The organism is Reinekea sp., assembly GCF_982785585.1.
Map to the genome: position 1 here is coordinate 67,498 of NZ_CEYAVF010000015.1, position 11,618 is coordinate 79,115.

Consider the following 11,618-nt stretch of genomic DNA (forward strand, 5'->3'; position numbering starts at 1 on the left):
CTGTATACGCTAAGGCAACCAAAATAATATACTTTTAGGATGATTTTCATCTTGTCTTTAGGGATGGATTTCAAAATGGATTGCATAGATAGGGTGCATCTGGCGTGCTGAAGGCTGTATATTGGCACACCATCGAAGGTAGTTTGGATAAAGGCAGGCCAATTGGATCCGATTCAAGACGCCCCCTTGCTGAAAAAACTTCGGATCGATAAGCCTATTATACCTAGCATTATAGGGCCCTATTTATGACTACAACTCTTAGCCTCGCGTTACTGGCCCTTGCCATCGGACTGTCACATGCTGACGATAATCCGGCCGTCGCGGCAATGCAGGATTATTTGGATTTCGCCGACTACGGTGAGGGTTCTATATCAACGGAGCAGCTTGCGTCGATCGAATCGACCAATATTCTCTATATCGATACCAGAAACCCAGCACAATACGATTCCGGTCATATTCCAGGCGCACTCAATATTGAATGGCGTCTAATACTCGCTCGCCGTGCTGAAATACCAACTGATCGGCCTGTGGTGCTCTATTGCGACACCGGCCTGCTGTCTTCTAAAGCCCAGTTCTCATTAAAAATTGCCGGGCGTGACAATATCAAGGTGTTGTGGGGCGGCTATCTGATGTGGCTTGCAGGGCAGGATAGTGGCGATTAAATATGCAGAGCACACCCGTTTCCCGGCCTTAAGGATCGTTTATCCTCTGACCGGAGGCGATGGCAGACTTTAGCGGGCCGCCGATCCAGGATGATAAAATGGCCCCTATAGGTTTTAGCACCAGGCTCTCTTTTTAGTAATATAATATTTGTAGTCGGCCTTCAAACCCTATCGGCTTGGCTAGGACCTCAACAAATACAGCAGTGGAGTATCGATTGTGCGCAAGATGGCAGATCTTATTCAAATATTAGGCCTCATCGTGCTTACCGGCTGCAACGTTGCCGGCGAAGATGCCTCTGATGGTGTTCTCCTTAGCGAATCGGATACGACATCTGAGGTCAGCGTCGACAAGGTCAGCATAGACAACGTCAGCTCCTATCAACTGCAGAAAACAACCTTGCATGTCGACCGGCGCGGTGGCATTAATGGTTCGCCCTGCAGTTGTTTTTATCATGCGATGGCCTATGCCGATTTCGATGGCGATGGTGATGTGGATATCTTTCTATCCGGTGGCAATGGCACCGATCTGCCCAGCGCAGTGGAAATTCATCTCAACGATGGCGCCGGAAATTTCACCTTGGATAAAAGTTTAATTCACGGATCTGAGCCGGGTGTCATTCATCCACGCAAAGCTATTTTGGGCGACTATAACGGCGATGACCAACTCGACATTCTAGTCGTTGGCCATGGCTATGACCAACCGCCCTTCCCTGGCGAGCGCCCACTGCTCTTTCTCACAACGGCCAATGGGCTTGAGTACAGCACAAGTCTTGAAGCTTATAGCGGATTCTTTCATTCTGCCGCCTCAGCCGACATCGACAATGACGGCGACCTTGATATCCTCATCGGCGACACAAAAGTGCCGTTTATGTTGATCAATGACGGGCTTGGCGGCTTTACTCAGGACTTGGCCAGGTTGACTTCGGAACTCAACAACCAACAATTCTATACCTCTGAGCTGATCGACATCGATCAGGATGGCTATATCGATCTCATAGCGGCCGGCCATGAGTTTGAAACTATGGCGACTGTTATCTATTGGGGCAGCGCTAGCGGTACCTACCTGGCCACCAACAAAACGTTGTTACCTGAGGTGGTAGGACAAGGTGTCATTCTCGATATCGATGCAGAGGATTTAGATGGCGATGGTCGGAGCGATATTGTCTTGACGCGCACAGGCGGCGGAAATGACAATTTCTATGTCGGATATTATCTCCAGCTCATTGAGAACAATGGTGACCGGCAGTTCAGCGATAGCACGAGCAATATAGCTGAAAATAGTTCTACCGAGAATGGATGGATCGATTGGATTCGTATTCAAGACTATAACAATGACGGCTATTTAGACATTATTGAAGACAACAACTCCCCTGCCTTGGTTTGGCTTAATAATGGCAATGGCGAATTTACGCGCTAAAAAAGCGCGTAGCAGACCAATCTAACCAGACTCATCTAACAGAGCCAAACTAGCGCGTGGGCACCGGGCCGCCTTAGCAGTCCTGCCCAGCGGCCCAGGCACTCGACCAGGCCCATTGAAAGTTATAGCCCCCCAACCAGCCGGTCACGTCCAATACCTCGCCAATAAAATAAAGCCCCGGTACCAGTTTACTGACCATGGTCTTGGATGAGATGTCGTGGGTATCAACGCCGCCGAGGGTGACCTCTGCGGTGCGGTAGCCTTCGGTTCCGCCCGGTACAAATTGCCAATGATTGAGCTGCTCAGACCAATAGAGCACATCGGCCTTGGACAACTCCGCCAGGGTCTTCTGGTGCGGCCACTGTTGGCAGAACAGCTCGGCCAGTCGTGCTGGCAGCAGCGCCGACAACCAGCTTTTAAACTGCTTCTTACCCTGTTCGTGCCGATCAGCGGCGAGCTGCTGGGCGACATCCATGCTCGGCAACCAGTCGATAGTCAACGCTTCACCTTCTTGCCAATAGTTGCTGATCTGCAACATGGCCGGGCCACTCAAACCCCTGTGGGTGATCAGTAAGTCGAGTTCGAATTGGGTTCCCTCTAGCGCGCGCACGCGGGCACGGGTCGCCAGGCCGGACAAGGCCGACCAGAGCGGTTTATCTTTGGTGTTCCAGGTAAAGGGCACCAGCGAGGCCCGATGGCTCAAGAGCGTGTGACCAAACTGCTGTGCCAGCTTAAAACCGAAGTCAGAGGCACCCAAGGTGGGTATCGACAAGCCACCGCAGGCCACCACACAGGAGACCGCTGAAAATACCCCGGCCGTGGTGCTGATGGCAAAATGATCGTCAAGCTTGGCGACCGATAGGACACTGGTTTCCAAAAGCAGGTCGACGCCTTCTTGCGCCAGCTCGCTTAACAACATCTGTTGGATGTCTTTGGCACTGTGGTCGCAAAACAACTGACCGAGATCCTTCTCGTGGTATTCGATGCCGTGCAGATTAACCTTGGCAATAAAATCCCATTGGCTATATCGACTCAGCGCGCTGCGCGCAAAGTGCGGATTGTGCGATAAAAAATGCGCCGGTTGCACGTCCAGATTGGTGAAGTTACAGCGCCCGCCACCAGACATCAGGATTTTTTTACCGGCCTTATTGGCATGATCGATCAATACCACTGAGCGGCCGCGCTTGGCCGCTTCGATAGCGCACATCATGCCGGCGGCACCAGCCCCTATTATCAGTACATCAACCCCGGTTGTCATACAGGCCCTCAGTTGTCATATAGGCGATCCCTATTTGCGCTCATTGCCAACAGAGCGGCGGGTGCGTTGATTTTCCAGCTTACGGCGGTTTGGATCGGTCTTATCCCGCACCACCGACTTCCACGGCATGGAGGGTAACTCGACAATAGCGGCCAGTTGATCGATATCCTTTTTCGCCAATTCATTCCAAGTGCCGGCGCGCATGGACGAATCCATAAAGACTGAGCCATAGCGCACACGCTTCAGGCGAGACACCTGAAAACCTTGGCTTTCCCAGAGGCGGCGCACTTCACGGTTGCGGCCTTCGACTATCACCACGTGATACCACTGGTTCGAGCCTTTGCCATCGAAGTACTGCACGTCACTGAACTTGGCCATGCCGTCGTCCAGTTGGACACCGGCACACATGGCGTCGATATTTTCCTGCTTGACCTCACCGAGAATCCGCACCGCGTATTCGCGTTCGATCTGGCGCGATGGATGCATCAGCCGGTTGGCCAATTCGCCATCGTTGGTAAACAGCAATAGACCGGAAGTGTTGATGTCGAGCCGGCCCACAGCCACCCAACGTTCACCGGTCAGCTTGGGCAGTCGATCAAACACTGTTTGCCGCCCTTCTGGATCTTTCCGGGTACAGATTTCACCCTCGGGCTTGTTATAGATCAGCACGCGACGGACGGCCTTGGTATCAATTTTAACGGTTTTGCCGTCGACCTTTAATTCATCCGTGCGCTGGACCTTGTCGCCCAGCTTGGCGACTTCACCATTCACACTGACGCGCTTGTCTTCGATAACTTTTTCCATCTCGCGGCGCGAACCGAGACCGGCTTTGGCCAATACTTTTTGAATTCGTTCTTCACTCATTGTCATTTTCCTCACGTTGCGAGTCGTTCTCACGAGCGTCCAGCAGCGCCTGTTGTTGGGCTAGCTTTTGTTGGATTGATTTCCACTGTTCTTCTTCAGACAGCGGCGGTTCGAGCTCCGCTACAAGCTCGTCTGCTGGAGCCGGCATGTCCACTGAATCCTGCGCTATTAGCGGGTCAGTGTCGGCCGGCTCTGGCGTGGTCGAGTCTGTATCGTCATAATCTAGCTGCAGATCAGGGTGTTCATGTTCTGCCTTTTGCTGCGCTAACGCCTGTTCGAAGTTGGCGTTAACCTTGTCCATCGCCTGCAACTCTTGGTCGAGCTGTTCGTCGATAAATTCATTGCCGGTTTTTCCACTGACGGCGCTGTCGCGTATCTTTTCGATCAGGCCGCTGAAGGATATTTCCGCTTGTTGCTTATCTTCGGATGCGTTTTCGTCGTTATCGGCGGTCAGATGCAATTGCGGATTGAGTTCTTCCATATCGCGAATTTCACCCAGGCTCGGCATCTGGTCGAGCGTCATCAGGCTAAAGTAGTCGAGAAATTGCCGGGTGGTGGCGTACATGGCTGGGCGGCCGGGTACGTCTCGATGACCAACCACTCGCACCCATTCGCGCTCCAATAAGGTGCGAATAATATTCGAACTGACCGCCACGCCGCGCACATCTTCAATTTCACCGCGGGTAATGGGCTGCCGATAGGCAATCAGGGCGATGGTTTCCATTAGGGCGCGCGAATAGCGCTGCGGTTTTTCTTCCCACAAACGTGCCACCCAGGAAGCCGTATCGGTGGCGGTTTGGAATCGATAGCCACTGGCGACTTCCACCAACAACAGGCCGCGGCCGCTATGGTGGGCAATCAACTCAGCCATCAATTGGCGCACGATACGGCCATGGGGGCGTTCGTGAGCTTCAAATAAGGCGCGCAAATGACTGGCCGACAGCGTGATACCGGAGGCAAACAACGCCGCCTCGAGAATGTTTTTGAGCCGCTCTGGTGAATGACCGCCATAGGGGTCGCCCTGGTCGCTATCGGCTATGTCCAGTTCCTCATCGATTGCGCCTGGGACGTTATCACCCTGGCTGCTGGTCGGCTCTATGTCATCGTAAACCGCGGGGTCGGTATCCGTCTCAACATCGCCCTCGTTCGGCTCGGCATACTTGTCAACCAAGGCATCCAATGCCGTTTGGTTCTTACCTTGATGCTTTGCTTTGGGCTTGCGCGCGCTAACCTCCTGCTGACTACTGTCAATCTCGCTGCCATTTTCCGGTTCCGGTGTTAATGGATCGATGGGTTCGTCGGTTGGGTTCATTCGCCTTTGGCCTTTACGTGAATAGGTGCGAACAATTCCGTCTGCACCAGGTCAATTAAGGATTCTTTGGCCAATTCCATAATGGCCAAAAACGTAACGATCACCCCCAAACGCCCTTCTTGGGCATTGAACAGGGTGATAAAGGGTACAAATGCCTTGCCTTGCAAGGTGGACAGAATATCGGCCATGCGCTGTCGGGTCGACAGCGTTTCGCGCTGCACCTCGTGCTCGCCAAACATCTCGGCACGGCTCATCACATCTTGAAAGGCGAGCAGGATTTCCCGTAGATCCACATCGGGGTGTAACTTAGGACGCTCGTAGTCGGGTCGCATTTCATCGGCGAGAAAAACATCCCGACCAACGCGCGGCAGTTCCGCAATATTTTCGGCGGCGCCTTTAAATTGTTCGTATTCTTGCAGTCGACGAATCAACTCCGCACGTGGGTCGCCCTCATCATCCAACTCTTCTTCTTTACTGCGTGGCAAGAGCATGCGGCTCTTTATTTCGGCCAGCATTGCGGCCATAACCAAATACTCAGCGGCCAACTCCAGATGCATACCGTGCATCAGGTCAATATATTCCATGTATTGAGAGGTTATTTCGAACACATTGACGTTGAGAATATCAAGGTTCTGTTTACGGATCAGATAGAGCAATAGATCGAGTGGCCCTTCAAAGGCATCGAGGAAAACTTCTAGAGCATCGGGTGGAATGTAGAGATCGATGGGGATCTGCATCATCGCCTGGCCATCGATTACGGCAAAGGGGATTTCCGTTTGTTCGGCCATGGCGCGCTGCCGCAGTTGGTTCAGTGCCTGCTCTTTGGCCGATAAACGCTTTGCCGGAATCGGGGCGTCGTCTTCCGTGAATAGGGCAATCGGTACCACCGCCTTATCGATGATGGGCTCGTCGGCACTGGGTTGCGTCGGGCCTTTGGCCTCGGGCAGATGCTTCTGGTTGTGGTTAGGCTCGGTCATCTCGTCACCAACACGCTATTGGAAGGGACTGGGATCGCCCATCCCGACCCGCACCACTTCTGGCGCACCATCTAACAGGTTGATGATGGTCGACTCTTCGACGCCACAAAAACCGCCATCGATCACCAGGTCCAACTCGTGCTCGAGCCGATCACGGATGTCATCCGGATCACTCAACGGCTGCTCGTCATTGGGCATAATCAAGCTGGTGCTGAGCATCGGCTCGCCCAAGGCGGCCAAAATGGCCGAGGCGATGGGATTACCAAGCACGCGCAAGCCGATGGTGCGCCGCTTCGGGTGCAGCAACCGGCGCGGCACTTCACGCGTGGCCTGAAGAATAAAGGTGTAGGGCCCCGGCGTGTTATTTTTAATCAATCGGTAGGCGACATTGTCTACATTGGCATAGCTTGAGAGATCGGACAGATCACGACAAACCAGAGTAAGGTTATGTTTTTCATCGATTTGGCGGATACGCCGGATCGTGTCAATGCCCCGTTTATCACCCATTATGCAGCCTAAGGCGTAGGCCGAATCGGTGGGGTAGGCAATAACGCCACCCTTGCGCAGTATCTCTACCGTATGGGCAATCAACCGGGCTTGGGGGTTTTCAGGATGAATCACAAAAAACTGGCTCATATTGGCTCCCGCCAAGAATCGAGGTTTGCTACTTTACCGTGATGTGGCATTGCTTTCCAGCGCTTTCAGCGTTGCCATGCGGGTGCGCAACCAATCGCTCGCGGTCGGCAAATCCTTGGGCCATTCTGGATAGGTGCCGAGTTTCAACCAGGGTGTGTTGGGGCTGTGAAAGTCGCTCCCGCCACTGGCATAGAGATTCCGCTCTTGAGCCTGATTACTGAGGAACTTGCGCTTTTCTGGGTTCAGACCAACGCAGGCAATCTCAATCGCTTGACCACCGGCGGCACAAAAATCATCAAGCATTTCGCGTGTCTTAGTCCAAGTGAGATCATAGCGATGGGGATGGGCGACCACCGGCAAGCCACCGCATTCCAGAATCCACTGGGCTGCCTCCGCCATCTCCGGCCATTGGCTTTTGACATCGCCTATCTTGCCCTGGCCTAACCAGCGTTTATAGAGTTGCGCGGTATTCTTGGCCTGTTCGGTTTCCACTAAATAGGCCGCAACATGCGGCCGCGCCGGCGGGCCCGGGTGAGCGATGGCGCGAATCCGCTCCTCGTTCAGTTCAAATCCCGCCTTACGCATGACATGCAAGATGCGTAAAAAGCGGTTTTCGCGCCGCTCGACATAGTCATTTTCAATGCTTAACCAACGCTCGCTGTAGGCATCGATGCCCAGGCCGACCATATGAATAGTGCGGCCCTTCCAAACGCACGATAGCTCGGCCGCCGGATAGAGCTCCAATTCCGCTGGTACCCATGCATTGGCTAGGGCCGCTCGATAGCCTGCGGCGGTATCGTGGTCGGTTAGAGCCATATGACGGACACCGTTGGTAACCGCCAGCGCAAAGAGATCGGGGCAAGTGAGTTGTCCATCGGAAAAGCGACTATGGCAGTGCAGTTCCCATTCGTGCTTTCGATTTACTATCATAGGGCGTATCAGCGGTCCATTGGCCGGGGCGATCTAGTTGGTTATTTAACAGGCAAAGCGCTTCAGAAGAGCGTTTCAGTTAAAAATTTCGTCACAATTGGTTGCATTTGCTGGGCTACACCCTGAGACTTAGCCCCCAATATTTTGAGCTAAATAAGGCGCAACCGACCCATGTGGTATGCCATTCTGTCAGAAGATCATCCGAATAGCCTTGAAAATCGACTTGCAGCGCGTCCAGCCCATGCTCAACGCTTGCAGGATTTACAGTCGCAAGGCCGATTGTTGCTCGCCGGTCCACATCCCATGATCGAGTCTGAAGACCCCGGTGCCGCGGGTTTTTCTGGCTCCTTGGTAGTTGCAGAGTTTGATAGCCTCGCCAGTGCACAAAGCTGGGCCAATGACGACCCCTATGTAACAGAGGGTATTTATGCAAAAGTTGTGATAAAACCCTTTAAACAAACCTTTCCAAATTAGTACAATCATCACTTACATCTGACATTACTAGCCATTAATAGGAAATTGATCATGCTTGTTCGCCTTGTGTCGAAACTGCTTCTAGCCTTCGCCATTTTAATCGCAGCGCCGACCCAGGCCTTTGCTGAAACAGTGTGGCTCAGCGATATGCTGTGGGTCAACGTCCGTACTGGTCCAACCGATAACAACCGTGTTCTCAAAACCATTAAATCCGGCACTCGGATGGAAGTGTTGGAGAAAGCAGAAGACGGTGACTACTACCATGTGCGAACCGAAAATGGTTTGGACGGTTGGGTGCCCAGTCGTTATCTGACAACCGAACCGACAGGTTTTATTAAGGCCGCTCTGGTGCAAACTGAAAAAGATCAACTCCAGCAGCTCTATGACGCCCTAGATAGGAAATACAGCGCCCTACTCGCCACCAAAGGCGATGTAACTGGCGAACTGGAAAACTTACGCAGCGAGAATACCCAGCTGACCTTGGAACTCAATCGAATCACCTCAATCAGTGGCGACGCCATCGACCTAGACGGCGAGTATCAACAGTTGGCAGAGGAAAATGCCCGACTCAAAAACGGACTCGATGTCGCCCAAGCCGAAAATCTAGCCTTGTCCGAATATAACGACAATAAGATGCTCTATGCCGGCGGTATCCTTATTGCCTTGGGGATTTTCTTAGGCTTTCTGTTACCGCGTTTGAATGGCAAGCGACGGAAAGATGGCTGGTCATAATACCAGCCATCTATGATACACTCAGGTTATTGATTTAATTGGAACTTTCTCGATGGCCTGGTCTGACACACCGATTCAAAAACCCTATAGCCTAGTCAATTTGGCCGACCTGCTCAGTCAGGGTCTATTAGGGTCCATGTCCCGTTTCAGTCATTTTCAAATTGTTGAATGGTGCAGCCATTTCGTTGAAAACTATGATCTGACGCCAAACAACGATATCCCGATCCCAGCCGCCAGCGCTATAGCACTGGCAGATGACGTGGTCGTGCAGTGGGAGCTTTTCTTAGCCACCCAATACACCCTTGATGATCTGAGCAAATTCACCCTGTCCGACGTGGTCATGCCCAAAGCCTATTTTGAGCAATGGTTGAATCGGGTCCTGGCGTTGCCGACCCAACACTGAGATGGATTACGCCGACCTCTATTTTGACCAAGATGGCACCCCTAAGTCGGCCACCTACGACGACATCTACTATTCCCAAGGCCTGGGCCATGCCGAGTGCCACCATGCTTTTATTGCACCCAATCGCCTGCCCGAACGGTTTCGAGCGCTGCGTGCGCAGCAACACTTCACCATTGGCGAAACCGGCTTCGGCACCGGCCTGAACTTTATGGTTGCCTGGCAAACCTTTCTCGAGCATGCCCCGGCCGATGCTCGGCTGACCTTCGTCAGCTGTGAAAAGTACCCTATCGCGCCCGCCGAACTGGCCCGCAGCCATCAACACTGGCCCGAATTACGGTCCCTGGCATTAGCGTTACAGGCCCAATATCCGCCCCCCTTAGCGGGCTTTCATCTGCTGGAGTTCGGTCGGGTTAATCTGCTACTGCTGTTGGATGATGCCGCGTCGGCGTTGGCTGAGCTTACCGCACAGGTAGACGCCTGGTTTCTCGATGGCTTTTCACCGGTAAAAAATCCGGCCATGTGGTCTCCGGAACTCTTTGATCAACTGCATCGGCTAAGCCGAGTCGACACCACCTTGGCAACCTTTAGCTCGGCGCGGGTTGTCCGCGACGGATTGCTGGGCGCCGGCTTTGCGCTGGAGAAGTTGTCCGGCTTCGGCAAGAAACGCAATTCCTTTCGCGCCGACTTTATCGGTCGCTGCGAACCACCGCGCATTACCGGCTGGCCCAGCTCGGAACTGCCCGCGCCCAAGGCCAATGCCGGTCGCCATATTGCTATTATTGGCGCGGGCTTGGCCGGAGCCAGCACGGCCGCCGAACTGAGCAAACGCGGCTATCGAGTGAGCGTATTTGAACAGCAAACGGGCTCGGCTCAAGGTGGCTCGGGCAACAGCCAGGGCGCGGTCTACGCCAAACTGTCGGCACAGCCGGAAGGCACCACTCGATTCTATGCGCAAGCGTTAATTCGGGCGCACAGCCTGCTGGCCGAACTGCCCGACACGGTCCCACACGGCACCAGTGGTCTGGTCCAGCTGGTGCATAACCCACGCGAATTGACCCGTTTACAGCAGCTCAGTGCTGCGGCCTATATTCCATCGGAACTGGCCGTGGCCAAGACCGCTGAAGAATTGACTGCGCTCACCGGCTTGCCGCTGACCGATCCCGGACTCTGGTTTGCCCAGGGCGGCTGGGTCAGCCCAGCGCTGTGGGTGCGCCACCTGCTGCAATCACTCGCCGAACCGGTTCATTTACAGTGCCGTATAGTCGAATTAACGGCCCAGGCCGACGGCCACGGCTGGTGCTTGACCGACGCCCAGGGCCAGACCTATGAGGCCGATCAGGTGGTCATCGCCAGCGCCTTCGAGGCCAACCAATTTGTCCAGACGGCGCATTTGCGTTTGAATACCATCGCCGGCCAAGTAACCCGACTGGCGGTGCCCGAGACGGGGCCAACATTGAAGGCGGTGATCTGTACCGATCGCTATGTCATGCCGGCGCTGAACGGCCAGCTGACCATCGGCAGTACCTTTCGCCTGAAGTCTACGCAGACCGATGTGCGCGCGACGGAGCACAGTGAAAATATCGCCAGTTTACGGCTACGTGTGCCCAGTTTGTTGCCAGATGATGTCACGATAGTCGGTGGCCGGGCGGGCGTGCGCTGCACCTCGCCAGACTACTTGCCGTTGGTTGGGCCGCTCTCGAACCCCGATGCCTTGTGGCACCAGTTTCGCATCAGTTTGCAGCGTAAACGCACCGAGCACGAAGCCCCAGCCGAGCATTTGCCCGGACTGTGGCTCAATGTTGCGCATGGCTCCAAAGGCCTCTGTTCCAGCCCTCTGAGTGCCCGTCTATTGGCCGCCATGATCGCCGGGGAACCCTATCCGGTGCAGCAGAGCGTGGCCGACCAGCTCAACCCGAATCGTTTTGTGGTGCGCGAGATAGTGCGCGGTAAGCG

The 11,618-nt window shown here is 54.0% G+C and carries 12 protein-coding genes; 6 read left to right on the top strand and 6 right to left on the bottom strand.

Translation table 11 applies throughout. From position 1 onward, the window contains the following. The first annotated feature begins 245 nt into the window (after nucleotides 1–245). Both AC4FIC_RS07955 and AC4FIC_RS07960 read left to right on the top strand, forming a co-directional pair. Nucleotides 246–662: a rhodanese-like domain-containing protein gene (locus AC4FIC_RS07955; RefSeq protein ID WP_100257895.1), complete on the top strand. Its 417-nt coding sequence runs from the start codon at nucleotides 246–248 to the stop codon at nucleotides 660–662. Between the two features lie 226 nt (nucleotides 663–888). After that, nucleotides 889–2,079 carry an FG-GAP repeat domain-containing protein gene (locus tag AC4FIC_RS07960; RefSeq protein ID WP_227003837.1) on the top strand — a complete coding sequence of 397 codons (1,191 nt, stop codon included), beginning with the start codon at nucleotides 889–891 and terminating at the stop codon, nucleotides 2,077–2,079. 73 nt (nucleotides 2,080–2,152) lie between these two features. Here the strand turns inward: AC4FIC_RS07960 and AC4FIC_RS07965 are convergent, their stop codons facing one another. The 6 genes from AC4FIC_RS07965 to AC4FIC_RS07990 form a co-directional block, all read right to left on the bottom strand. Continuing rightward, nucleotides 2,153–3,337, bottom strand: coding sequence for a BaiN/RdsA family NAD(P)/FAD-dependent oxidoreductase (locus AC4FIC_RS07965; protein WP_100257897.1), 1,185 nt, complete (start codon nucleotides 3,335–3,337; stop codon nucleotides 2,153–2,155). A gap of 30 nt (nucleotides 3,338–3,367) precedes the next feature. Next, nucleotides 3,368–4,207 carry a 23S rRNA pseudouridine(2605) synthase RluB gene (rluB, locus tag AC4FIC_RS07970; protein ID WP_100257898.1) on the bottom strand — a complete coding sequence of 280 codons (840 nt, stop codon included), beginning with the start codon at nucleotides 4,205–4,207 and terminating at the stop codon, nucleotides 3,368–3,370. Continuing rightward, entirely contained in the window at nucleotides 4,194–5,513 is a 1,320-nt protein-coding gene (gene scpB, locus AC4FIC_RS07975; protein WP_273285869.1) for an SMC-Scp complex subunit ScpB, read from the bottom strand. Before scpB ends, rluB begins: the two co-directional genes overlap by 14 nt. Then, complete coding sequence (locus AC4FIC_RS07980) at nucleotides 5,510–6,301, bottom strand: segregation and condensation protein A (protein WP_227003838.1); 792 nt, start codon at nucleotides 6,299–6,301, stop codon at nucleotides 5,510–5,512. Before AC4FIC_RS07980 ends, scpB begins: the two co-directional genes overlap by 4 nt. Before the next feature lie 204 nt (nucleotides 6,302–6,505). Then, nucleotides 6,506–7,126 (bottom strand): L-threonylcarbamoyladenylate synthase, encoded by a 621-nt coding sequence (locus AC4FIC_RS07985; RefSeq protein WP_100257901.1) that lies wholly within the window; start codon nucleotides 7,124–7,126, stop codon nucleotides 6,506–6,508. Nucleotides 7,127–7,159: 33 nt separating this feature from the next. Next, nucleotides 7,160–8,056, bottom strand: coding sequence for a PHP domain-containing protein (locus AC4FIC_RS07990; protein ID WP_100257902.1), 897 nt, complete (start codon nucleotides 8,054–8,056; stop codon nucleotides 7,160–7,162). Between the two features lie 171 nt (nucleotides 8,057–8,227). On the opposite strand from AC4FIC_RS07990, the gene AC4FIC_RS07995 reads away from it, so the two are divergent. The 4 genes from AC4FIC_RS07995 to mnmC all read left to right on the top strand — a co-directional run. After that, on the top strand, nucleotides 8,228–8,530 hold the full coding sequence (locus tag AC4FIC_RS07995) for a YciI family protein (protein WP_100257903.1): 303 nt from the start codon (nucleotides 8,228–8,230) through the stop codon (nucleotides 8,528–8,530). A gap of 51 nt (nucleotides 8,531–8,581) precedes the next feature. Then, nucleotides 8,582–9,262 carry a TIGR04211 family SH3 domain-containing protein gene (locus tag AC4FIC_RS08000; RefSeq protein WP_100257904.1) on the top strand — a complete coding sequence of 227 codons (681 nt, stop codon included), beginning with the start codon at nucleotides 8,582–8,584 and terminating at the stop codon, nucleotides 9,260–9,262. 52 nt (nucleotides 9,263–9,314) lie between these two features. Continuing rightward, nucleotides 9,315–9,665: a hypothetical protein gene (locus AC4FIC_RS08005; protein WP_100257905.1), complete on the top strand. Its 351-nt coding sequence runs from the start codon at nucleotides 9,315–9,317 to the stop codon at nucleotides 9,663–9,665. Nucleotide 9,666: 1 nt separating this feature from the next. Then, nucleotides 9,667–11,618: bifunctional tRNA (5-methylaminomethyl-2-thiouridine)(34)-methyltransferase MnmC2/FAD-dependent 5-carboxymethylaminomethyl-2-thiouridine(34) oxidoreductase MnmC1 (gene mnmC, locus AC4FIC_RS08010; protein WP_476194290.1), on the top strand; the 1,952-nt coding region annotated here is incomplete at its 3' end.